The sequence below is a fragment of the Roseimicrobium sp. ORNL1 genome (assembly GCF_011044495.1).
Classification (GTDB): Bacteria; Verrucomicrobiota; Verrucomicrobiia; order Verrucomicrobiales; family Verrucomicrobiaceae; genus Roseimicrobium.
In genome coordinates this window covers 6,599,192-6,620,819 of the sequence record NZ_CP049143.1, presented here as the reverse complement: position 1 = coordinate 6,620,819, position 21,628 = coordinate 6,599,192, and the positions used below count along the sequence as shown (strand labels likewise).

The window sequence follows — 21,628 nt, the reverse complement described above, 5'->3', positions numbered from 1 at the left end:
AAGGCACCTCCCCGGAGGTGCCTTCCTTTTTGCACCCCGGTCAATTTGAGGTAAGCTGTCCCGCTCATGTCGTCCAGCCCCGCCATCCCCCCGTCGCTGCTTGCCACCACTCCCGAGGAACTGGTGCCCATGCTCGCGGAGTGGAATGAGAAGCCCTTCCGCGCGAAGCAGATCATGGAGTGGGTCTATCGGAAGCGAACGGAGACGTTTGAGGAGATGTCCAGCCTCTCCAAGCCGCTGCAGGCCGCACTGGCCGAGCGCTTTAGCCTGCGCACGATGAAGTATGCCCGGGTGGAGGGCTCGGAAGACACCACGCGGAAGTACCTCTTTAAGCTGCATGACGGCCGCTTCATCGAGACCGTGCTCATCCCGGCCTCCATGGGCCTGATGGGTGGCCGCTCGGACCGCCGCACCTTGTGTGTCTCCTCCCAGGTGGGCTGCGCTTATGACTGCAAATTCTGCGCAAGCGGCCTCGCCGGATTCACGCGCAACCTGACCGCCGGTGAAATCGTGGAGCAGGTCGTGCAGGTGGAGAAACTCGCCGGCGTGCGCGTGGACAACCTCGTCTTCATGGGCATGGGCGAGCCGATGGCGAACTACGTAAATGTCACCAAGGCCATCACCATCCTGAACGCGCAGTGGGGCATGAATATTGGCGCGCGCCACATGACTGTAAGCACCAGCGGGCTCGCCCCGCAGATCAAGAAGCTCGCGGACATCCCGCTGCAGGTACGCCTCGCAATCTCCCTGCATGGCGCCAGCGACCCCGTGCGTGACCGCATCATGCCGGTGAATCGCAAGTACCCGCTGGCCGAACTCTTCGACGCACTGGAGTATTGGAACGAGAAGAAGAAGCAGTACATCACCTTTGAGTTCATCCTCATCAAGGATGTGAATGACACCCGCGAGCAGGCGAATCTCCTCGGCGAAGTCGCTGCGCGTCTCAATGCGAAGGTGAATCTCATCCCGTACAACACGGTGGAAGGTCTGCCTTGGGAGCGGCCGAGTGAGAAGGTGCAGAAACTTTTCCGCGATGAGGTGGCGTCCTATGATGTGATGGCCACCTTGCGCACGGAGAAGGGCCACGACATCGCCGCCGCGTGTGGACAGCTTCGTTTGAAACAGGAAACGGCCGATGGCATCATCGACAGCGCAATTCCGGAGCAGCGCAAAACGATAGCGGCAGGCGTGTAACCGTCCATGGCTTGCCTTCTGCTTGGCAGGGGAATGAACCTCTGCCATAGGGACACATGCCGGACGAACACGCCTCCACGGGACCCAAGCTCAAGCAAACCCTCGGTTTCTGGCAGGTAGCCCTCTATGGGTTGGGCTCGATGCTGGGCGCGGGAATTTACGGTCTCATCGGCAAAGCGGCGGGAACCCTGGGGAATGCCGTGTGGCTGGCCTTCGCTGCGGCCATGGTGGCGGCGCTGCTGACCGGACTCAGCTATGCGTGTGTGGGTAGCCGACATCCCAAGGCTGGTGGCGCCGCGTTTGTCACGCACCAGGCATTCCGAAAAGACTGGCTCGCGTATGTGGTGGGCATCGCCGTGATGATGAGTGGGCTCACCAGCATGGCCACTGGCTCGCAGGTGATGGCGGAGACGATTCTCAAGGAGTTCAAGTGGGATGTGAATGCCAAACTGGTGGCCGTGGGCATTGTCTTTTTCATCGGCTGCATCATCTACCGCGGTATCCGGGAGAGCATGTGGGTGAATATCATTTGCACGATTGTTGAGGCTGGCGGTCTGCTTTTCATCATCGCCGTCGGGGTGAAGTACTGGGGCTCGGTGAACTATCTGGAGCTGCCGCCTACGCCACCTGGAGAACCGCAGACCGGGTTGTCGGTGCTCATCCTGCAAGGCGCGGTGCTCACGTTCTATTCCTTCATCGGCTTCGAGGATCTGCTGAATGTCAGTGAGGAGGTGAAAGACGCGCCGCGGAATCTGCCCCGTGGACTCATCGCGGCGATGCTGGTCTCCACGGTCATCTACATGGCCGTGGCCATCACCGCCGTATCCGTGGTGCCGTGGAAGGATCTCGCCGTCAGTCCTACGCCGCTCATGGATGTCGCCAGCATCGCCACGGGAAATGCCGGTATCAAGCACACCTACTTCTTCATCACCCTCTTCGCCGTGGGGAATACCGCGCTGCTCAACTACATCATGGGTTCACGACTTCTTTACGGCATGAGCAACCAGGGCCTGATGCCCCGCGTGCTGGGCAAGGTGCATCCCGAGCGCCACACGCCGCATGTCGCGGTGGGGGTGTTGTTCTTCATTGTCATGTCGCTGATTCTGATTGGCGGGGTAAAGCAGCTCGCGGAGGCCACAGTGATGCTCCTGCTCGTGGTATTCACGGTTGTGAATGCCTCGCTGGTGATCCTGAAGTGCCGCCCGAACGAGCCGAAAGGTCACTTCGAGGTTCCGTTGCTCGTGCCGCTGCTGGGTGCCTTCGTATGCGCCACCTTGATTGTGATCCGTGTGCAGGCGGCGCTGGAAAGCAAGGACATGGGCACCAAGTCCGCGCCGCTCATCGCCGGAGCCATCATTGGGATTGGGCTGGCAATGTATCTGGTGCTGAAGCCCAAGCGTGTGGTGCTGGATGAAGAGGTGTCGAATGTAGACTGACGCGGCTACCTCCAGAAGGCAAGGCAGCGGCGATTCCCTCGCCATCATGAGAGGGATGAACTTCGACATCGTGGGGTGGGCAGCCCGGCTGCTCCTCCCGGTCATGGCTGGTGGCGTGATGACATCGTGCGCGGATTTGCCGCCGCCTCACCTGCCACCTCCGCCCCATCGCGTGCTTGGATTGCCCAGACCTCCCTTGCCGCCCCTGCCGGGGACCTATTGAGGGGAGAGGAGGGCTTCTACCTGACCATGTCCCATTCATGAATGTCTCGTGACTGGAGAGCACCCAAAGCGGTGATTCTCACCGCACTCAAAAGCGCTTCGCGCAAGGTGGCACGCGGTTGGGAGTTTTCTTCCAATAGGGTCCTCTCACGTCGTGGTCATCTTCCAAGGGATCTGGGGAACCTTTGGCGGCGCTGTTGCCACCACCGAATCCCCGCACACAGACGATTCTGTAAGTGCTTCGCATGAAAACCAAACTCACATTCTGTGCAGGCCGTGCGCTCCTGGTGCTCGTGACCTGCGGCACGCTGGCGTCTTGTGCCAGTACGGGAGGCTACTCTTCCCTTCCCCCTACTCCCCGCCACACGCTCGGACCGGCGGGTTTGCGCATGATGCCCCTGTATCCGCCACTGCCCACGTGAACCTGTATTGGTAGGGTGCGGAAGGGGAGAAGTTCGCGCTTGATTACTGTTCGCGAGAACAGTAATTTACCTGCGTGATCCCGCGAGACGTCATCATCGACCTCGACTGCTTCTTCGCCTCGGTGGAGCAGGAGCTGCGTCCTGAGCTGAGGGGGCGTCCCGTAGGCATTGTGCCGGTGGTGGCGGAGTCCACTTCGTGCATCGCCGCCAGCAAGGAGGCGAAGAAGTTCGGCATCAAGACCGGCACGCGGGTGCGGGAGGCGCGGCAGTTGCATCCCGATGTGGTGCTCGTGGAGTCGCGGCCGGCGATCTATCTGGAGTTTCATCGGCGCTTCCTCACGGCGCTGGAAGTCTTCATGCCGGTGGCCGAGGTCATGTCCATCGATGAAGTCTGGTGTCGTCTGCCGGAGAACATCAAAACTCCGGAGGACGCCGCTAAGTTTTTCCTGCGGATGAAGGAGACCCTGCGCGCGCAGATTGGCGAAGTGGTGACCTGTTCCGTGGGCATGGCTCCGAATCGTTTCCTCGCGAAGCTTGCCTCAGACATGGGCAAGCCGAATGGCTTCCTGCTGATTCAAAAGGCCGACCTGCCGCACTGCCTGCACCGCCTGAAGCTGCGCGACTTCTGCGGCATCGGCAGGAACATGGAGCGTCGTCTCCATGATCACGGCATCACCACCGTGGCGCAGCTCACCTCCGCGTCTCGCGAGACACTCCATGCCGTGTGGGGCAGCATCAATGGCTTCCACATGTATCACTGGCTGCGTGGCGAAGTCACCGAGTTGCCGCCGACCCAGCGCCGCACCATCGGGCACTCGCACATCCTTCCCACGAAGCTGCGGAATGAAATCGGCGTGCGAGCCGTGTCGCATCGCCTGTTGCAAAAGGCCGCCACGCGCCTGCGGAAGCTGGACATGTACGCTTCCGGCCTGCAGGCCTTCATCAAGTACGAGGACAAGCAGGAGTGGAGCCGCGAGATCCGTTTCACGGAAACGCAGGACTCCTTTGTGTTTCTGAATGCCTTGGAAAAACTCTGGGAGCACCGGCCGAGGAAAGGCGGCATCCCACCACAGGCCACCGGCGTGACTTTCGCCCCGCTCATTCCCGCCTCACGCGTGACCCCGGACCTGCTCCTGCACAATCCCGCCCACGAGAAAATCTGCCAGGCCATGGACGCCCTGAACCGACGCCTGGGAAAGAACACCGTCACCTTCGGTGGTGCCTTGGGTGCCCTGGAGTACGCGCCCATGCGCATCGCCTTCACGCGCATTCCGGATCAGGAGACGGAGGGGTGAGGGAGAAGTCATAGTGGCCGATTCTCTCCGAGAATCGAAGCGGGTGAAAGCGTTCCCACGAAGTGACTTCTACGCGCAGCGACTTTCGGAGAAAGTCGGCCACGATCCCGCTGCTGGGCGTGCAGGCCGCACACGGAGTGTGCGAACCACCATGTGGGACACTACGCTTACGACCCCGCCGCCTTCGCTTCACCCGCCTTCCCCAGATACTTCACAAACCAATCCACCAGCTCCTGCACGACGATCACGTTCTGCTCCTTGTTAAATCCGTGGCCGCCTCCTTCGATGGTCACCAGCTTCGCAGGCACCTTCTGCTCCTGCAGCACGGGCATGATGTTCGTGCTGTGAGAAATGGGCACCAATTCGTCCTTGTCGCCATGGATGATCAGCACGGCAGCATCCTTGGGATCCACGTGAAGAATCGGCGAGACCTCAGGCTCCAGTTTCGCATCGAAGGTCAGCGAAGGCTTGAGCTGTGGCAGCTTGCGGATGGCCTCGGGCGGATCCGTGGTCCACTGGCGAAGATCGGTGGGCGGATACAGGGAAACCGAGGCAGCGATGCGGCTGCTGGCCTGCAGGACGGGGTCCTTCGCCTTGGGGTCGCCGTCGTCCCCGGTAGTGGCGAGCATCAGGGCGAGGTGACCGCCCGCGCTGCCGCCGGTGGCGCCGATGCGGTTCGGGTCGATGCCCCAGCGGCTGGCATTGGCATGGATGAAGCGGGAGGCGCGGCGGACATCGGCCACCGCATCCGGCACGGGGTAGCGCGGGGAGCTGCCATGCCAGACCACGAAGACGGTGAATCCCTTCGCCAGCAGTGGCTGCAGGGCGGGGAGCATCTGCTCGGTATCCTTCCAGCCGGAGTACCAGCCCCCGCTCTGGATGCTCATGACCGCGCCGCCGTTCGGCTGGGCCGGGCGCACCACATCGAAGATGAGGGCCATTCCGTCCTTGTGACCGTAAACGACGTCATGTTCGAAGGTGGGAGCCTGTGGAGCCGGCGTTTCGGCTCGCAGGGCGGGGAGGCTGGCACTCAGCGTGACCACGCAGAGGAGGGAGGGGAGCAGGCGGTGGAAAGGCATCCCTCCGCGAACGCCCGGCCTCCCGCCCTTCTATCACAGCAGGCTCGCAAGCAACGAACGCGGTTGAACTTCCGCGGCACTCCGGTTACAAGATTGTCATGCAAGACCCGCGCATCGACCAGCTCGCACGCCAGCTCATCCGCTACTCCACCAGTGTGCAAAAAGGAGACCGGGTGCTTTTGGACATCTATGATGCGCCGAACACGATCACGCTCGCGCTCATCCGCCAGGTGGTCGCTGCCAAGGCCATCCCGGTCGTGAAGCTGCATGACACCGTGGTGACCCGCGAACTCATGAAGCACGCCGACCCCGACGGCTACGAAATGCTCTGCAAGAACAACCTCGATCTCATGAAGGAGATCGATGCGTACATCGCGGTGCGCGGCAGCCACAACATCACCGAGATGTCAGACGTGCCGGCGGACAAGATGAAGCTGGTCATGGAAAAGATGCGCCCCGTCATCAACGAGCGCGTGAACAACACCCGCTGGTGCGTGCTGCGCTGGCCCACCTCCGCCATGGCCCAGCAGGCCGGCATGAGCACCGAGGCGTTTGAGGACTTCTTCTTCAAGGTGTGCCTCTTGGATTACAAGGCACTCATGCCCGCCATGACCGCGCTGAAGAAGCTCATGGACAAGACCAACAAGGTCCACATCAAGGGGCCGGGCACCGACCTGCGCTTCAGCCTGAAGGGGCTCAAGGCCATCGCCTGCGGCGGCACGCACAACATTCCCGATGGCGAAGTCTTCACCGCACCGGTGAAGGACAGCGTGGAAGGCACGCTGAGCTACAACGCGCCGACCGTGTACCAGGGCATCGCCTTCGACAACGTGAAGCTCGAGTTCAGCCAGGGCAAGATCGTCAAGGCGACCGCGAACAACACCAAGGCCATCAACAAGATTCTCGACAGCGACGAAGGCGCCCGCTACATCGGCGAGTTCGCCATCGGCTTCAATCGCGAGATCCGCGAGCCCATGCGTGACATCCTCTTCGACGAGAAGATCGCCGGCTCCTTCCACTTCACGCCTGGTCAGGCGTATGAAGGCGTGGCGGACAATGGCAACCGCAGCCAGGTGCACTGGGATCTCGTGTGCATCCAGCGCCCCGACTACGGCGGCGGTGAAATCTGGTTCGACGACAAATGCATTCGCAAGAACGGTAAGTTCCTCCCGCGTGAGTTGCAGAAGTTGAACTGAACGGAGTCGGTATGGTGATTCCACTGGTGGTGAGGCGCCTCCGCGCCTGCCACCTGGGTGTTTTGCATGGACATTTCACCCGCGAAACGCGCCATCCCGCGTTGGCAGATTTGACAGTAGGTGCTAGCGTTTCCGCCATGCTCTGTTTTTGGAAGAATCCCCAAGCTGCAGCCGCCTGCGCCGCTGCGGTGGTGCTCATGCTTTCGCTCAGTTCCTGCAGCAGTTCGAGCAAGATTGAAGGCATCCCCAGCAACCTGCCAAAAATCACGCTCAACGGGACCACCGCGACTCCCAAGCACAGCCTTGCGAAGGAAGAATATCCGTTTGATGACAGCGGGCGGTACATGTCCGACTGGGCTGCCGCAGGAGAGCGCCGGGCTGGACGCTCTGCCGCAGCCACCAGCTCAGACGTGAGCAATTGGAGCGGATCCTACGGCGGTTCCGCCACGGGCAAGAAGCGCACGGTGGCGAAGACTTCCAGCAGCAAGTCCAAGTCAGGCTCGAAGTCAAAAGTGGCTTCCTCCTCCAAGAAGGGCGGGGGCCGCTCCTACACCGTGAAGAAAGGCGATACGCTCTCCGCCATTGCCTCGAGGAATTCCACATCGGTGGCCAAGATTAAATCCGCGAACGGCATGTCCTCGGACTTCCTGAGCATCGGCAAGGTGCTGCGCATTCCGTAAACGCCGTCCTAAAAAAGGACCGACAATCGCAGTCATGCTTGTCACGCATGGCTGTTTCATGACATGAGTGGGCATGCACATCCACTCCATGGCGGGGAAGTGTCGGGGCATCCTGTGTGCTCTCGCGATGGTGCTGCTGCTGGCATCGCGATCGTTCGCGGCGGTTGTCGTGATTGATGCGGGACATGGCGGTCATGATCAAGGCACGCGCTGGTACGGCCTTTCTGAAAAAACACTGACGCTCGATGTGGCGAAGCGTGTGGAGACCATCTTGAAACGCAACGGCGTGACCACGGTGATGACGCGGCGGACGGACAAGTTCATTCCGCTCGAGACGCGCGCGGCCGTTGCCAATCGCTATCGCAATGCGCTCTTCGTGAGCATCCATTTCAACTCGACCCGCATCACGGCCATCAACGGCATCGAAACGTATTACCGCAGCGACCGTGGACGCAAGGTGGCCTACACCATCCAGCAGTCCCTCATTAACAAGCTCTCGGCGAACAACCGCGGCATCAAGCGGGCGGCCTATTCGGTGCTGAGACATACGAACGGCACCGCTGTGCTGGTGGAGTGCGGCTTCATCAGCAACAAGTCGGAAGCCAACCGCTGCGGCAGCGCCGCCCATAGGCAGAAGCTGGCCGAAGCGATTGCGCGGGGGATCATGAGGGCGAGGTAGAGGCGAATCGTGGCGGGTACGTCTTTGTGTATGCCAGAGAGTTGTGTCACCATAAGTGCAGGGCCCCGGATGCTCTGACGCGCAGCGTCCTTGGACTGCGGCAGCCTGCTGCCGCTTTGGAGAGTCCGCAGCCTGCTGCGGCGATGGTGACATTCGCCCTTAAGGCAACGTCTCCCTGAAGCTTGGCGACTTCGTCGCGGCATGACGTGCAGCAGGCTGCACTGAGGGAACGCGGCAGCAGACTGCGCGCAGTCCAAGGCCTTCGGCTTCAGTTACCTTTGTGCTCGACGTCTGTGGCTACGTAGTTCTTTTAAACCCTCCTTACACAGCCCGCACAAACTGCCCCGTCGGCTCCTCGCCCTCCGGTGAGAAAATCAATCGGCCATTCCGCTCCGCCACATGCTCAATCAGCGGCGGCACGTAACCGAGGAAGCGGGTGGCATTCTTCGCGAAGCGTACGGTGTCGCCGGAGGAGAGCACGCGCAGCTTGCCGGTGCCCTGGCTGCGAAAGTCAGGATGGCGGCCGAACCAGTCCACCAATCGCTGCGCGAGATAGGGTGCAGGATCGAGCAGGTGCACTTCCTTCGGCAGGCTCTGTTGGAACATGCCACGCAGGAGCGGGTAGTGGGTGCAGCCGAGCACCAATGTGTCCACCTCGCCGAGTTGGGTGAGATACTGCTCCACGGAAAGGCGTGCGATTTCGCTTTCTTCCCAGCCTTCTTCCACAATAGGCGCGAGCAGGGGCGCGGCGACTTCGGTCACCTTCACCTGGGAGTCGAGCTTTGCGACTTCCGTGCGGAAGGTGTGCGATGACACCGTGCGGCGTGTGCCGAGGAAGCCGATGTGACCTTTGCTCACGGCGACGGCATTCTCCGCGGCGGGAATGGTGACGCCGAGGATGCGGCGTTCGGTGTCGGCATGCAGTTGCTGAAGATGACGCAAGGCCACGCATGAGACCGTGTGGCATGCCACTACCACAAGCTTGCAACCTTCCGCGAAAAGCAAATCTACACACTGCTCCGCGAAGTCCAGCACCGTGGCGAGGTCGCGTCCGCCATACGGAGCACGACCGCTGTCGCCGAGGTAGATGTAGTCTTCATTTGGCAGCACACGGCGCAGCTCGCGCAACACGCTCAAGCCACCATACCCGCTGTCGAAAACACCGATGGGATGATTGCTGAGAGGAGTGGGAGCAGGGGATTCAGACATCACGTGATGAAGAAATAATGTACCGGCTTTGAAAGAAATGAGAATGCAGAATCAAAAGGAAGCAGAAACTCGCGTGCTGGGAAGCGCGCCGCACAGATTTATCTCATTGAGCCTCATGGAACGATAGCAGGTCGATTTGACAAAGATAAAAATAATGGGATCATTGCGGTGTCAGCCGAAGTCATTACTGCTTCCTCAGTAGTGGCACGGGGGAACCGAACTCCTGGGAACGCAAGAACTCAGGACGGGGCGTACGGGGTGGGTAACCACTCGCAGGGGTCACTTCCAAGACCTAGCCCGCCAGCTAACCTCGCAGGCAACATTGGGAGGGACGATTTCTGAGGCGCGCATCCGCGGGCTTCATGGTCTTCCCCACAGCAACCATGCTGCGCGTGGCGGGAGACCGTCACGGGTGGCACACCCCTGAGAGAAGAACATGAACTGCCCCTACTGCCAGACTCCCCTGGACCGAGGCACCGTGCACCACGCCCGCTGCCTCTTGCGGAGCGAACCGCCACATACCCGGCGCGAAAACGAGAACGATCACGAAAACGTCATCGCCGCGTCCTTCGTCGTGCGCGTGCTGCAAGAGCGACGCGCCCCGCGGGTCATTGAGTACCGCTGCGCCAACGGTCACCGCGTCGAGGTGACGGCGCCGTAGGAGCCTGATGCTGGCACAGCGAGTGCCAGCGCGCTGCCTGCGGACTCTTCCGCACCACTGCGGACCCATCCACCGCCCTCCCGGCGGAGCTGCGCCCGCGCCCGGAAACAAAAGTATCATCATCTAATATTTCACATCCTTTCCTATCATGAACACACTTGCTATTACTCTCAGTTCACCCGTGTGGTGGCCGCTCATACCTGCCACGCTCGTGCTCATTTACCTGCTGCTTGGCATCACCTACATCGGCGAGCGCCAGGTCGGCATTGTCGTGAAACGCTTCGGCATGCGGAATCTGCCACCTGGCGACATCATCGCCCTGCGCGGTGAGGCGGGTATCCAGGCGGATACATTACCTCCGGGGCTGCATTTCTTCTACTGGATCTGGCAGTACAGCGTCACTCGCACGGCGCTGATTGAAGTGCCGCAGGATCACATTGCCCTCGTGGTGGCCATCGCCGGGGAGCCCATCCCTGCGGGCCGCATCCTCGGCCGTCAGGTGCCGTGTGACCACTTCCAGGATGCACGCGCCTTCCTCACGGGTGGCGGCGAAAAGGGCCGTCAGAATGCAATCCTCACCGCGGGTACCTACCGCATCAATACCGCGCTGTTCGACATCATCACTCCGTGGAATTCCTCACAGCGTGGCATCAATCCTTCGTCCCTGCGCATTTATAAGGTGGAACAGGACCTGGTGGGCATCGTGACCACGCTGGATGGTGCTCCCATTGATGAAGGTGAAATCGCCGGTACGTTGGTCGCGGGTCATGACAACTTCCAGGATTCGCAGGCCTTCCTCGACCATGGTGGTCGTCGTGGTCTGCAGGAGCAGGTGTTGTTGAGCGGTCAGTGGAACATCAATCCCTGGTTCGCCGAAATCGAACAGGTGCACATGGTGGAGATTCCCATCGGTCACGTGGGTGTGGTGATCAGCTTCGTGGGCAAGGCGCACGAGGACGTGAGCGGTGTGGACTTCAAGCACGGGGACCTCGTGCTGGTGGGACACAAGGGGGTGTGGGTCACACCTCTCCTGCCCGGTAAGCACCCCATCAACACGCGAGTCGCCCGCGTGGAACTCGTGCCGACCACGAACATCGTGCTGAACTGGGCCACGCGGACCGAGGCTCATGCCTATGACGCGAAACTCAACAGCATCACCGTGCGCTCGCGCGACGGCTTTGCCTTCAACCTCGATGTGTCGCAGATTATCCACATCGGCGCGAACGAAGCGCCTCGTGTCATCAGCCGCGCCGGTTCATTGCAGAACCTGGTGGACCACGTATTGCAGCCGCTCGTCGGCAACTACTTCCGCAACAGCGCGCAGGACTACACCGTGCTGGACTTCCTGAGCGCGCGCAGCCATCGCCAGGAGGAAGCTGCGAGCCACATCGAAGTGGCGCTGCGTGAGTATGACGTGGAAGCGATTGACACCCTGATAGGAGACATCACACCTCCCGAGGCGCTGATGAAGACGCAGACGGACCGCAAGATCGCGGAAGAACAACGCAAGACCTACGAGGTGCAGGAAGCGGCCGAAACGCAGCGCCAGCAGCTCGTGCGCCAGACCTCGCTGGCGGACATCCAGCACCAGGTGGTGGGCGCCGAGCAGGGCGTTCAGATTGCCGAGCTTCATGCCCGCGCCAGCGTGCGCCAGAGCGAGGGTGAGGCAGAAAGCACCAGACTGCGTGCTGGCGGTGACTCAGACGCCATCCGAGCCACCGGCCAGGCGAAGGCCGAGGCCTATCGCGTGGGTGTGGAGGCCTTGGGCTCCCAGAACTATGCCTTGATCCAACTGATGCAGATCATCGGTGAGCGCAATGTGCAGGTCGTGCCTGATGTCGCCGTGACTGGCGGCCAAGGGGGCAATGGCCTGATGGATGCCCTCATGGCCCTGATGGTCCGCCGTGACGTGGAAGCGGCTGAGACGCGGAAGATCCTGCACAACTAAGGAAGGTGGGCTGGTAGAGCCCCAAAACAAAGGGAGGTGGTGGTCCCCCCGGACCACCACCTCCGTTCACTCCGCGACCAGTGGGCAGACCAAGATTTGCCCCGAAGTACACGGAAATCCCCCCAAACACGCCCCGAAACGAGACGCGTGGATGCCGGGTGTAACGTACGAGCAGGCCGAAAGTCGCAAAGATTTTTGCGAATTGTGCAAATTTCTGAGCCTGAATGGAAAAAGCGGTCAAAAACTAGCCCAACTGGCGGCAGGCCTTGATGGTATTGGCCATCAGCAGGGCGATGGTCATGGGGCCCACGCCACCCGGGACGGGGGTGATGGCCCGGCACTTGGGCGCCACGGCGTCAAAGTCCACGTCGCCCACGATTTTGTAGCCCTTTTCCGTGCCGGGGGCTTCCACGCGGTTGATGCCCACATCGATGACCACGGCCCCTTCTTTCACCATGTCCGCCTTCACGAAGTGGGGGCGGCCGATGGCGGCGATGAGGATGTCCGCCGTGCGGGTGAGCTCGGCGAGATTCTTCGTGCGGGAGTGCGCTACGGTCACGGTGGCGTTGCCGCCGTTGGAATTCTTCGCCATGAGCAGGAGCGCCACCGGCTTGCCCACAATCATGCTGCGGCCCAGCACCACCACATGCGCGCCGTCCGTGGCGACGCCGGCGTCTTGCAGAAGCCGGATGCAACCCGCGGGCGTACACGGCACGAAGCCGGTGGGGTCTTCCAGCGTGAGCTTGGCCACATTCTCCGGATGAAAGCCGTCCACGTCCTTGCGCGGATCGATGGCACGCACGATGGCGCTTTCATCGATGTGCTTCGGCGGCGGGCTTTGCACCAGGATGCCGTGGATGGTGGGATCCGCATTCAATTGAGCGACCAGCGCGAGGAGTTCCTCCTGTGTGGTGTTCTCCGGCAGCTCATGCTTCACTGAGTGCAGGCCCAGCTCTTTGCACTTCTTGTCCTTGCTGCGCACGTAGGCGCGCGAAGCGGGGTCATCGCCCACCAGCACCACGGCCAGGCCGGGCTTCTTGCCCAGCTTGGCGAGTTCGGCGATTTCACGCTGGCATTCTTCCAGCACGGTGGCTGCGACTTTGGGTCCCTGAATCAACTGCATGGGTTTCGGTAGCCGAGGGCTGCCCGGCGTGCAAGCCTCGGGGCGGGAGGGGCTGCTGCCGGCGTTTTGTCCTCTTGACCGCCGGATGGAGCTGCCTGAGTGAGTTGCGGTCCGAAGGAAACACGCATGCAATCGTACGATGTCATCGTCGCAGGAGTGGGCGCCATGGGCAGCGCCACGCTGTATCATCTGGCGAAACAAGGTCTGCGTGTGGCTGGCCTTGATCCGCATCCTCCGGGGCATGCGTTTGGCAGTTCGCATGGAGAAACGCGTATCATCCGGAAAGCGTATTTCCTGGATGGAAACTACCTGCCGCTGCTGGAGCGGAGCTATGCGTTGTGGCGGGAACTCGAAGCAGAGTCCGGTAAGGACCTGATGCAGATCTGCGGGCTGCTGTGCATCGGCGAACTGGAGAGCGAATTCATTGCCAAGCTCGAAGGTGCTTCTCAGGAGGCAGGTCTGGCATTGGACCGCATCACTTCAGCGGAAGCGCGTGCATTGCATCCCGCGATGCAGGTGCCGGAGGACCAGGTTATTTATCATGATCGCGATGGTGGTTATCTCTCGCCAGAGAAATGCGTGGCGACTCACGCCGCGCGCGCGTGCGTGCATGGAGCCGATGTATTCGCAGGCGAGCCGTTGTTGGAATGGAGTGCGGATGGCAATGGTGTGCGCGTGCGTACGGCGAATCGGACACTCAGTGCGAGCAAACTTATTCTCACGACCGGTGCTTGGGTGATGCCGGAGTTTGCGAAGCTCGGCATTCCTCTGCGTGTGCGTCGCAAAGTGATGTTCTGGCACCGTGTTTCTGAAGCCGAACGATTCCGTGATACTCCCGTGTGGATCTGGGCGCAGCGGGAGCAGGCGTTCTATGGATTTCCCACGCTCGACGGCACGACGATGAAGAGTGCGGAGGATAGCGGCGGCGAGTATCTGGAACATGCGGATGCACGCGATTTTGGCATCCGTTCTGAAGATGATGCGGCACTCACGCCGTTTTTGCGCACGGCGTTCCCTGGCCTGGTGCATGAGATAGACCGCGCGAAGACGTGTCTCTACACGGATTCCGTGGACAGGAATTTCATCATTGGATTTCATCCGGAGCATCCGCAGGTGCTGCTGACTTCTTGCTGCTCGGGGCATGGTTTCAAGCTCTCCTCCGCCATGGGTGAGGTGCTTGCGAAGACCGTGCAAAGCGGTGTGCTTCCGCCGGAAACGGCGTTCTTTGGGATGAGGTAGAATGACAATGCGTCAACGAAGCGGCGCGTAGTTGAGCGGGAATAATACTGATCTTTTAGCCGCAAAAAACGCAAGAGACTCAAAAAAGGATCGACGTCAGATCCTGCTACATCGAATGGGGTAGCAACACCAAGAGTCCTTCCCTCTTGTGTTTTTTGCGTCTTTTTGCGGCTAAGAAATCAGGCCTGGAAACCCACCCACGTGAACTCACTCGCCCAGCAGCGGCAGCAGTGCCTTAAGCATCGGATGCGCTTCATACACTGCCTTCAATCTCTCCACGGCCACGGGGATATGCTGCTCGAAGTGCGGCTTGTTCAGGTTGCGGCTCAGGTTCGCATAGGCGCCGAGGGCCTGCATGAGACGTTGGGCGGCGCAGAGGAGATAGGTCTCACGCATGGTGGTGAGATCACGTCCGGTGTGTGCGGCATACCAGGCCAGCAACTCATCGCGCTCGGCATCGGACAGCGTGACGTACGGATCCAGCAACAGCGAAGCGAGGTCATACTCCGCGAGACCGGGGCGCACGCCCTGGTAGTCAATCAGCCATGCGGAGCCTTCGCGGATGAGCACGTTTTGACTCTGGAAATCACGATGCACCAAGCCACGTGGCAAGGAAGCAAGATGGCTGCGGAGCGACTGCAAAGCTTCACGCGCTTCGGCAAACTCAGGGGTGCTCGTATCTCTTCCGGAAAATCCCCTCACGAAGTGCGTGAGGAAATAGTTCTGCTCCCATTCATACAGCGCTTCATCGAAGCACAGCTCCATCTCGGCGATGTCCTCGGTGCTCAGCGCGGAGGCATCCACGTTATGCAGATGCGCCGCCTCAGCGAGCGTCGCTTGGTACAGCGGCCTTCTGGTTTCCCAAGGCTCGTCACGATAGGCGTGCAGATCCACATTGCCGAGATCCTCGACCCAAACGCACATGGTTTCGGCATCATGCGCGAAGATGCGTGGCACCTGCACACCGAGATTGGCCAGGCGATGGGTGGCGGGCACGAAGCGGGGATTGTCCGGGCGCGCCATGGTGTACACCATCAGGATCACACCGGCATCTGTGGCACTCTCGAAACCCAGCCGGTAGAAGCGCCGGTCCGAGCCGCCCTTTACAATAGCTTCGAGCGCCATGGCACGGGGCCAGTCGGGCAGGGCCTTGCGGGTGAGCTGGAGGAGTTCGGTATCGTCGGGCATGGGGGGCGGGAGCGGAAGGGCGGAGTCTTGGATGCCCCGGCCCGGATTGCAAGCCGTCCCTACACATCTTTCCCGTTGAGCACTCCTTCAGCCGTCATGCCACGACGCACAATGCAACGGTTCAGGAAGGCCAGGTCTGCGACCTTCGCTCCGGGCCACAGAATGCAGTCGCGTAAAGTCGCATTCACACCCACGACCGCTCCCTCGGAAATGACATTCACGCCTTTCAGGGACACGGAATGATGCACATCGGCCTTCGGGGACACGAAGCTCACATTCGCCGGCGCCAGGCCATCCGCGAGGTACTTGAGCTGGCCGTTCTCCACGCCGCCCCAGAGCGCTGCATGCGCATCGAGGTAGCTTTCGCGATCGCCCAGATCCCACCACTGCCCTTCATCCGAGACCACCGCGCCGATGCGTTCACCGCGCTTGAGGCACTCCAGCCACACAGGGATCACGGACTCGATCTTCCCGGGCGTGAGGCGGTCCATGAACTCCGGGCTCACTGCGTAGATGCCGGTGAACTGGTGCGTGCCCATGTTTTCCGTGCCCAGCTTGCCACGGATGTCGGTGACCAGGCCGGAGGCGGCGTCGAAGGCGATGTGCTTCGCCGGGCCGGTGGAGCGCAGCACCAGCGTCACCAGATTCTTCCCTTTCGCGTGCTCCTCCATCAGCGGCTGCAGCGGCAGGTCCGTGAGGATGTCGCCGTTGTACACAAGGAAAGACTCACCGCGCACCAGGTCAGCGATGTTGGCTATCCCACCCGCCGTCTCCAGCAGCACCGGCTCGTGGCGGAAGGTGATGGGCGCACCATGATATTCACCGGTAGGAAATGCTTCAGCGTAGCATTCGGGGAGATGATGCGTATTCACCATGAACTCGCGTACTCCAGCTTTCAGCAAATGCTCAAACGCACAGGTGATCAGCGGCTTGTGAAACACAGGGATCAGTGGCTTGGGAAGCTGATCCGTCAGTGGACGCAGCCTCGTGCCCAGTCCTGCGCCCAAAACAAAAGCCTTGTTCATGGGTTGGATTTACGTTCTGATGGCGAGCTTGCAAATGAGATGCGAGTTTGCCCGCATCCTGCTCATCACCGCCCGGCCTTGTCTACCGAATGAATCCCCATGACCGCAGCATCCTCGCCGCGCAGGGATACCTTGAGCTCGGCATGTATTCGGAAGTGTGGCGCGAGCTGAACTCGCTCCCTGCCGAAATGCTCTCCCGTGGCGACGTGATGGAGATTTTTGTCCTCAGTCTCATGGGTGAAAAGCGCTGGGATGATGCCCTGGCCCTGGCCCGCCGCCTGCGGGAGAAGCAACCCACCGAGGCCGGAGGGTTCATTCACGAGGCGTACTGCCTGCATGAGCTGGGCCGTACGAAGGAGGCGCTGGACCTCCTCACTCATGGCCCGCCCTCGCTGCAGGAGCGCGCGGTCTTCTTTTACAACGTCGGGTGCTACCACGCGCGGCTGGGTGATTTCACCAGTGCGCTGGTGATGTTGGAGCGCTCCTTTGAAATGGACTCCACCCTGAAAAAGTCCGCGCGCCGTGACCCGGATCTGGTGGATGTGAAGGACCTGCTGTAGAGCAGGGCATGGCATCCACGGACACGGACATCGGGCACCTTCGGCAGGCACTGGCCGACGCATTTGAGGCAAACTTCCGGGAGCGCGGCGAGATCGGTGCTTCCGTGTCGGTCTTCATTGAAGGCGAGGAAGTCGTGCACCTGTCTGAAGGCTATACCACGCGCGAGCGCATTGAGCCATGGACAGGGGATACCATGGTCCCCGTGTGGAGCGCAACGAAGGGGGCTGCCGCGGTCACTTGTCTCGTGGCCTTGGAGGAGGCGGGGATGGCACTGGAAGCGAAGGTCAAAGACATCTGGCCTGAGTTCGCAGGGGGAGGGAAGCAGGAGGTGACCCTGCGCCAGTTGCTCTCGCACACCGCAGGACTCTCCGTGCTGGATGAGGTGGTCCCCATTCACGACTACGCCGCGGTCATTGCGGCGATTGAAAAGCAGCCGCCCCTGTTCCCTCCCGGCACGCAGCAGGGGTATCATGCGCGCACCTTTGGATTTCTGCTGGATGAACTGGTGCGCCGGCTCACCGGCGCCAGCTCACTGGGTGCTTATTTCCACGAACGATTCCGGGAACCCATGGGCATCGATTTCTGGATCGGACTTCCCGAGGAACTGATGTCGCGCGTGGCCACGCTCTATCCCGGAAAGCTGAGGGCGGACATGGGGAAGGATCCGTTCTTCAAGGCATTCAATACGCGCGGGTCCGTCACGGCTCGTACCTTCACCTCACCTACCGGACTTGGCGCGGTGCAGGAGATGAATCGCCATGAGGCCCTCGCGCCCGGGTATGCGAGCATGGGTGGCGTGGGTTCGGCACGCGGGCTGGCTTCCTTCTACGCCATGCTGGCAGATGGGGGAGTCTGGAAGGGCACGCGATATGTGAGCGATGCCGTGCTGGCCCTGCTGGAGACCACGATTTCCCAGCAGGAAGATGCCGTGCTGCATGCGCCCATGGCCTTCGCCGCAGGTGTGATGAAGGACGCCGTTAGTGAAGCGGGAGAAAAGCTCCGCCATATCTATGGTGCGGGTCGCAGGGCCTTTGGTCATCCCGGTGCCGGTGGCAGCCTCGCGTTTGCGGATCCGGAGAGGAAGCTGTCGTTCGCGTATGTGATGAACCAGATGGAACTGGGCGCACTGCCGGGTGAAAAGACGCTGTCGCTGGTGGCGGCGTTGAATTAGAGCGTTTGAATTAAAAACTCTAGCCAGTTCGAATTGAGCTTTGGCAACTCGTCCCGGAGGGACGTTGGATGGTAGCCGGTGGTGGAGGGAGCCTTAGCGACCGCAACCACCGGATCCACGCACCAAACGCTCTTGCGTCCCGGATGGGACGCCGGAAGAGCGTCATAGACTCACGGTACGAGGAAAAGACCATGGCCACCTCTTCCGTCGTCCCATCCGGGACGGAGCATCTTTTTCCTCCATGATCCGGTGGTTCCCGGCCTGATTACAGGCCTCCACCACCGGCTACCATCCAGCGTCCCTCCGGGACGAATGCGTCTTCTCTCTCCTCATTTGCGGCTGCGGCCTTAATGAAAATGCTCTGGGAACTCTGCTACAGATCTAGGCGCGAGTGTCCTCGCACCACTTTCATTGCTTCGCACCCGCTTCATCCAGGAACTTCAGCGAGTGAATGATCTTCATGGAAAAGCCCTTGGACTGGAGATCCTCCGAAGTTTTCACTTCGCTGAGTTTGTTGTCTGCCATGACCAGCGCCAGCACCGAGCCGGGCTGCGTGGGGTGGAGAATCGCAATGGCCTTCACCAGGTAGACTTCGCCGCTGGTTGGCTTGGTCATTTCCAGGTGCATGGATACCGCATCATAGGAGCCGACCTTGGTGGCATAGAGATCGAGGGGCTTCGCCTGCTCGTACGAGTTGGTCACCATGGGGAAGACTTTTTCCTTCAGCAGGTTCGCAACGATCTGCTGGCGCACCTCCTTCGTTCCCATCGGCACGGTGAGGGTGACGAAGCGGATGATTTCCACCGCCTTCGTGGCGTCCGCGTTGGGCAGGGTGAGCTTCAGCAGCTCGGGTGCGCCGGTCTTTTTTCCACCCGGGAGAAAGCGTACGTCTTCCTCCTTGGGCACAATCACCTTGAAGGCGGCGCTGGGAGGCCCGTTCTCATGCTCGGTGGTGAAGGCTTCGTCCACGGTGATAGGCGTGCCGACGAAGGCTCCCTCCACTTTTGCAGGACCAAGCTGGAAGTTGCCCACTTTCTCCTCCTTGAAGGGAAGCGGCGCAGGTTGTGCGGGAGCTTCGGGTGACTGGGCAGGAGCAGGCACCATGCTGCCGACGGCAGTCATGAAGAAGAGAAATGCAGGGACGAAGGCGTTCTTGTTCATGACGGCAATGACTGTACTCGGCAGATGGTGTTGACATCGCACAAAACGGAGCCGTTGTCGTCGCCTCCTCCAAAACATTTTGTCCCGACAGGCGAGCTTGCGATGCGGAGACAAAAAAAGCGGCCCAGGAACACCTGAGCCGCTTTTAAAGTTAGAAAAATCTATCGGTTGGGGAAGCCGCTGTATTACCAGCCGCCATCGTCGCCGCCGAAGCCGCCATCGCGCTTGCCGCGATCCCAGCTGCCGCGCTTGTCCTTGTCGCGGAAACCGCCGCCGCCACCGCCGCCACCCTTGTAGCCGCCGCCACCGCCGCCGCCACCTTTGTAGCCGCCGCCGCCGCCACCACCACCACCACCGCCTTTGTAACCGCCGCCACCACCACCGCCGCCGCCGCCACCACCACCGCCAGGACGGGGAGTGTAGGGACGATCTTCACGAGGACGGGCTTCCACTACCTTGAGTGGGCGGCCGCCGAGGTCGGCGTTGTTGAGGCCATTGATGGCCGCACGGGCTTCTTCATCATTGGGCATTTCGACGAAGGCGAATCCACGGGAGCGCCCGGTTTCACGATCGAGGATAATCCGCGCATGCGAGACGGCACCATACCGCTCAAAAGTTTCGCGCAGTTCGTTGTCGGTCAGGTTGTAGCTGAGGTTACTGACGTAGAGGTTCATCTGGTTTATCTTTCACTAAAGCCGCCATGGTTTGCACAGAGTGAATCGATTCCATGGCGTAAAACCAGATGCACTAACCTGCCAGCTCCCTGACGGAAAGCGGCGCGCATATATGTCCTTCCCAAAATGGAAGTCAACAATTTTGCATTCCGCTGCCTGTAATGACGAAGCATAGGCAAAAGATTTAGCCCACAACGCACCGGAGCGGCCTGTTTCCGCAGTGATTAGGAGGCATCCCGGCGCCGTGTCGGTGTGGCATGTCTTGCTCATCGCAATCGGTCGCACCCATGGCCGTCTCTTTGGACGTTGGAACTGATCCGGGAATGGAGGATCAATACAGGAACGAGGCGATTTCACTGTCCGTCATGGCGGACGTGTTCTGCTGGGCCAGCATCACGCTGAGGTGATCCAGGCTCTCCAACTCAGAAGCCACCACGGTTTCCACGGGCATTTCCGTAGCTGGCGCTGCCTCCACCGCTTGGGCGGGAGAGGAGCCCTTTGAAGGGGAGGTCGCCACCACATGGGTAGGATTACCGCTGGATGTGTCAGCCTGTTTCCAGACCACCAACGAGAGGGTCAGGACGGCTGCCGCGGCCAAAATTCCATGGTTGAGCTTCTTAAAGCCGCCTTCCTCATCCAGCCACGCACGGCAGCGCTCCCAGAAACCCAACTTCTGGGGCTCCTGGCGGACAGCGCGCAACACGTTCTGGGTGAAGTTCGGACGAGGCTCCGCTACCCGGCCTTTGCCGAGGAGCTTGTGAAGCGGGTCGTCTTTCGAGAAGGGTTCCATGACTGCCCAATTTAACTCACCTGCCGCAGCTTTGTTGCAGGAAATTTGCCACCAGCCCCCGGGATTTGCCTCAGGCCTGGGTTTCGCTCTCCAGTGCGCGGATTTCATCCCGCAATCTGGCGGCATCTTCGAAGCGCTCTTCGGCGACTGCCCGCTCGATTTGAGCTTTCAGGTCGGCCATGCGTTTTTTGGGATTCACCGGCTTGGGTGCGGGAGGAAGCGGGGCTACCGCAGCGCCCGGAGCGGGTGCAGGCCTGCCAATCTCTTCACGCGCGGGTGCGGAAGAGGCGAAGGCCGGCTGCTTGCCCGGTATCTTGCCCACGTGGCGGGTGCCCTTGTGCATGGCACGCAGCATGTTCTCCAGATCGTCGGCAAAGGTGTGGTAGCACTCGGGGCAGCCCATACGGCCAATCTTCTTGAGATGCGCGCGGGTGAATCCGCAGGCGGGGCAGGCCAGGGTGTCGTCCTCCACGGAGGCGGCACGCGTCTTCTTCTGCTGACCGGTGCCAAGCAGGAAGTCTGCGAGCTGGAAGCCCGCGGGATCGGTGACCCCCTTCTCCTTCGAGCATTTCTCGCAGAGGTTCGCCTTCGTCATCTTCCCGTCCACAATCTGGGTCAGGAAGACGGTGGCTTCGTTGTCACACATGTCACATTTCATGGAAGGGGGCGCTTAGG

At 60.9% G+C, this 21,628-nt stretch carries 21 protein-coding genes and 1 riboswitch; of the genes, 12 read left to right on the top strand and 9 right to left on the bottom strand.

Annotated elements, in window-relative coordinates:
* Positions 1-66: 66 nt before the first annotated feature.
* The 4 genes from rlmN to G5S37_RS26580 all read left to right on the top strand — a co-directional run bounded on the left by rlmN (position 67) and on the right by G5S37_RS26580 (position 4,569).
* Positions 67-1,194 carry a 23S rRNA (adenine(2503)-C(2))-methyltransferase RlmN gene (gene rlmN, locus G5S37_RS26595; protein ID WP_165208346.1) on the top strand — a complete coding sequence of 376 codons (1,128 nt, stop codon included), beginning with the start codon at positions 67-69 and terminating at the stop codon, positions 1,192-1,194.
* A 56-nt stretch (positions 1,195-1,250) separates the two neighbouring features.
* On the top strand, positions 1,251-2,630 hold the full coding sequence (locus G5S37_RS26590) for an amino acid permease (RefSeq protein ID WP_165208344.1): 1,380 nt from the start codon (positions 1,251-1,253) through the stop codon (positions 2,628-2,630).
* A 467-nt stretch (positions 2,631-3,097) separates the two neighbouring features.
* Positions 3,098-3,274: a hypothetical protein gene (locus tag G5S37_RS26585; protein ID WP_165208342.1), complete on the top strand. Its 177-nt coding sequence runs from the start codon at positions 3,098-3,100 to the stop codon at positions 3,272-3,274.
* Between the two features lie 74 nt (positions 3,275-3,348).
* Entirely contained in the window at positions 3,349-4,569 is a 1,221-nt protein-coding gene (locus tag G5S37_RS26580) for a DNA polymerase (protein WP_165208340.1), read from the top strand.
* 167 nt (positions 4,570-4,736) lie between these two features.
* Here G5S37_RS26580 and G5S37_RS26575 read toward each other — a convergent pair whose 3' ends face one another.
* Positions 4,737-5,648, bottom strand: a complete 912-nt coding sequence (locus G5S37_RS26575) for an alpha/beta hydrolase (protein ID WP_165208338.1) — start codon at positions 5,646-5,648, stop codon at positions 4,737-4,739.
* Positions 5,649-5,746: 98 nt separating this feature from the next.
* Between G5S37_RS26575 and G5S37_RS26570 the strand changes: the two genes are divergently transcribed.
* The 3 genes from G5S37_RS26570 to G5S37_RS26560 all read left to right on the top strand — a co-directional run bounded on the left by G5S37_RS26570 (position 5,747) and on the right by G5S37_RS26560 (position 8,203).
* Positions 5,747-6,844 carry an aminopeptidase gene (locus G5S37_RS26570; protein ID WP_165208336.1) on the top strand — a complete coding sequence of 366 codons (1,098 nt, stop codon included), beginning with the start codon at positions 5,747-5,749 and terminating at the stop codon, positions 6,842-6,844.
* Between the two features lie 137 nt (positions 6,845-6,981).
* Positions 6,982-7,524, top strand: coding sequence for a LysM peptidoglycan-binding domain-containing protein (locus tag G5S37_RS26565; RefSeq protein ID WP_165208334.1), 543 nt, complete (start codon positions 6,982-6,984; stop codon positions 7,522-7,524).
* A gap of 73 nt (positions 7,525-7,597) precedes the next feature.
* Complete coding sequence (locus G5S37_RS26560) at positions 7,598-8,203, top strand: N-acetylmuramoyl-L-alanine amidase (protein ID WP_165208332.1); 606 nt, start codon at positions 7,598-7,600, stop codon at positions 8,201-8,203.
* Between the two features lie 321 nt (positions 8,204-8,524).
* Here the strand turns inward: G5S37_RS26560 and murI are convergent, their stop codons facing one another.
* Positions 8,525-9,412, bottom strand: a complete 888-nt coding sequence (murI, locus tag G5S37_RS26555; RefSeq protein WP_165208330.1) for a glutamate racemase — start codon at positions 9,410-9,412, stop codon at positions 8,525-8,527.
* 163 nt (positions 9,413-9,575) lie between these two features.
* A riboswitch (cyclic di-AMP (ydaO/yuaA leader) is annotated at positions 9,576-9,746 on the top strand.
* A gap of 102 nt (positions 9,747-9,848) precedes the next feature.
* Between murI and G5S37_RS26550 the strand changes: the two genes are divergently transcribed.
* A complete protein-coding gene (locus G5S37_RS26550; RefSeq protein WP_165208328.1) occupies positions 9,849-10,073 on the top strand; it encodes a hypothetical protein in 225 nt (74 codons plus the stop codon).
* 148 nt (positions 10,074-10,221) lie between these two features.
* Positions 10,222-12,021, top strand: coding sequence for an SPFH domain-containing protein (locus G5S37_RS26545; protein ID WP_165208326.1), 1,800 nt, complete (start codon positions 10,222-10,224; stop codon positions 12,019-12,021).
* A gap of 244 nt (positions 12,022-12,265) precedes the next feature.
* On the opposite strand, the gene folD is transcribed toward G5S37_RS26545, so the two are convergent.
* Complete coding sequence (folD, locus tag G5S37_RS26540; RefSeq protein WP_165208324.1) at positions 12,266-13,144, bottom strand: bifunctional methylenetetrahydrofolate dehydrogenase/methenyltetrahydrofolate cyclohydrolase FolD; 879 nt, start codon at positions 13,142-13,144, stop codon at positions 12,266-12,268.
* Between the two features lie 126 nt (positions 13,145-13,270).
* On the opposite strand from folD, the gene solA reads away from it, so the two are divergent.
* Positions 13,271-14,383: an N-methyl-L-tryptophan oxidase gene (gene solA / locus G5S37_RS26535; RefSeq protein ID WP_165208322.1), complete on the top strand. Its 1,113-nt coding sequence runs from the start codon at positions 13,271-13,273 to the stop codon at positions 14,381-14,383.
* A gap of 207 nt (positions 14,384-14,590) precedes the next feature.
* On the opposite strand, the gene G5S37_RS26530 is transcribed toward solA, so the two are convergent.
* A complete protein-coding gene (locus G5S37_RS26530; RefSeq protein WP_165208320.1) occupies positions 14,591-15,571 on the bottom strand; it encodes a phosphotransferase in 981 nt (326 codons plus the stop codon).
* Positions 15,572-15,630: 59 nt separating this feature from the next.
* Positions 15,631-16,596 carry a sugar phosphate nucleotidyltransferase gene (locus tag G5S37_RS26525; protein ID WP_165208318.1) on the bottom strand — a complete coding sequence of 322 codons (966 nt, stop codon included), beginning with the start codon at positions 16,594-16,596 and terminating at the stop codon, positions 15,631-15,633.
* 89 nt (positions 16,597-16,685) lie between these two features.
* On the opposite strand from G5S37_RS26525, the gene G5S37_RS26520 reads away from it, so the two are divergent.
* Together G5S37_RS26520 and G5S37_RS26515 are read left to right on the top strand one after the other, a co-directional pair.
* Positions 16,686-17,156 (top strand): tetratricopeptide repeat protein, encoded by a 471-nt coding sequence (locus tag G5S37_RS26520; protein WP_165208316.1) that lies wholly within the window; start codon positions 16,686-16,688, stop codon positions 17,154-17,156.
* Between the two features lie 8 nt (positions 17,157-17,164).
* Positions 17,165-18,328, top strand: a complete 1,164-nt coding sequence (locus G5S37_RS26515; protein WP_165208314.1) for a serine hydrolase domain-containing protein — start codon at positions 17,165-17,167, stop codon at positions 18,326-18,328.
* A gap of 408 nt (positions 18,329-18,736) precedes the next feature.
* Here the strand turns inward: G5S37_RS26515 and G5S37_RS26510 are convergent, their stop codons facing one another.
* From G5S37_RS26510 to G5S37_RS26495, 4 genes are all read right to left on the bottom strand, one after another.
* Entirely contained in the window at positions 18,737-19,489 is a 753-nt protein-coding gene (locus tag G5S37_RS26510; RefSeq protein WP_165208312.1) for a hypothetical protein, read from the bottom strand.
* 185 nt (positions 19,490-19,674) lie between these two features.
* Positions 19,675-20,163: an RNA-binding protein gene (locus G5S37_RS32760; protein WP_165208302.1), complete on the bottom strand. Its 489-nt coding sequence runs from the start codon at positions 20,161-20,163 to the stop codon at positions 19,675-19,677.
* Positions 20,164-20,494: 331 nt separating this feature from the next.
* Complete coding sequence (locus G5S37_RS26500) at positions 20,495-20,953, bottom strand: hypothetical protein (RefSeq protein WP_165208300.1); 459 nt, start codon at positions 20,951-20,953, stop codon at positions 20,495-20,497.
* Positions 20,954-21,023: 70 nt separating this feature from the next.
* Entirely contained in the window at positions 21,024-21,599 is a 576-nt protein-coding gene (locus G5S37_RS26495) for a UvrB/UvrC motif-containing protein (protein ID WP_165208298.1), read from the bottom strand.
* Positions 21,600-21,628: the final 29 nt, after the last annotated feature.

Coding starts and splice junctions, on each gene's coding strand:
- solA (WP_165208322.1), top strand. CDS start 13,271: ATGCAATCGTACGATGTCATCGTCGCAGGAGTGGGCGCCATGGGCAGC.
- G5S37_RS26550 (WP_165208328.1), top strand. CDS start 9,849: ATGAACTGCCCCTACTGCCAGACTCCCCTGGACCGAGGCACCGTGCAC.
- folD (WP_165208324.1), bottom strand. CDS start 13,144: ATGCAGTTGATTCAGGGACCCAAAGTCGCAGCCACCGTGCTGGAAGAA.
- G5S37_RS26500 (WP_165208300.1), bottom strand. CDS start 20,953: ATGGAACCCTTCTCGAAAGACGACCCGCTTCACAAGCTCCTCGGCAAA.
- G5S37_RS26525 (WP_165208318.1), bottom strand. CDS start 16,596: ATGAACAAGGCTTTTGTTTTGGGCGCAGGACTGGGCACGAGGCTGCGT.
- G5S37_RS26565 (WP_165208334.1), top strand. CDS start 6,982: ATGCTCTGTTTTTGGAAGAATCCCCAAGCTGCAGCCGCCTGCGCCGCT.
- rlmN (WP_165208346.1), top strand. CDS start 67: ATGTCGTCCAGCCCCGCCATCCCCCCGTCGCTGCTTGCCACCACTCCC.
- G5S37_RS26560 (WP_165208332.1), top strand. CDS start 7,598: ATGCACATCCACTCCATGGCGGGGAAGTGTCGGGGCATCCTGTGTGCT.
- G5S37_RS26510 (WP_165208312.1), bottom strand. CDS start 19,489: ATGAACAAGAACGCCTTCGTCCCTGCATTTCTCTTCTTCATGACTGCC.
- G5S37_RS26515 (WP_165208314.1), top strand. CDS start 17,165: ATGGCATCCACGGACACGGACATCGGGCACCTTCGGCAGGCACTGGCC.
- G5S37_RS26585 (WP_165208342.1), top strand. CDS start 3,098: ATGAAAACCAAACTCACATTCTGTGCAGGCCGTGCGCTCCTGGTGCTC.
- G5S37_RS26570 (WP_165208336.1), top strand. CDS start 5,747: ATGCAAGACCCGCGCATCGACCAGCTCGCACGCCAGCTCATCCGCTAC.
- G5S37_RS26575 (WP_165208338.1), bottom strand. CDS start 5,648: ATGCCTTTCCACCGCCTGCTCCCCTCCCTCCTCTGCGTGGTCACGCTG.
- G5S37_RS26590 (WP_165208344.1), top strand. CDS start 1,251: ATGCCGGACGAACACGCCTCCACGGGACCCAAGCTCAAGCAAACCCTC.
- murI (WP_165208330.1), bottom strand. CDS start 9,412: ATGTCTGAATCCCCTGCTCCCACTCCTCTCAGCAATCATCCCATCGGT.
- G5S37_RS26520 (WP_165208316.1), top strand. CDS start 16,686: ATGAATCCCCATGACCGCAGCATCCTCGCCGCGCAGGGATACCTTGAG.
- G5S37_RS26495 (WP_165208298.1), bottom strand. CDS start 21,599: ATGTGTGACAACGAAGCCACCGTCTTCCTGACCCAGATTGTGGACGGG.
- G5S37_RS26545 (WP_165208326.1), top strand. CDS start 10,222: ATGAACACACTTGCTATTACTCTCAGTTCACCCGTGTGGTGGCCGCTC.
- G5S37_RS32760 (WP_165208302.1), bottom strand. CDS start 20,163: ATGAACCTCTACGTCAGTAACCTCAGCTACAACCTGACCGACAACGAA.
- G5S37_RS26530 (WP_165208320.1), bottom strand. CDS start 15,571: ATGCCCGACGATACCGAACTCCTCCAGCTCACCCGCAAGGCCCTGCCC.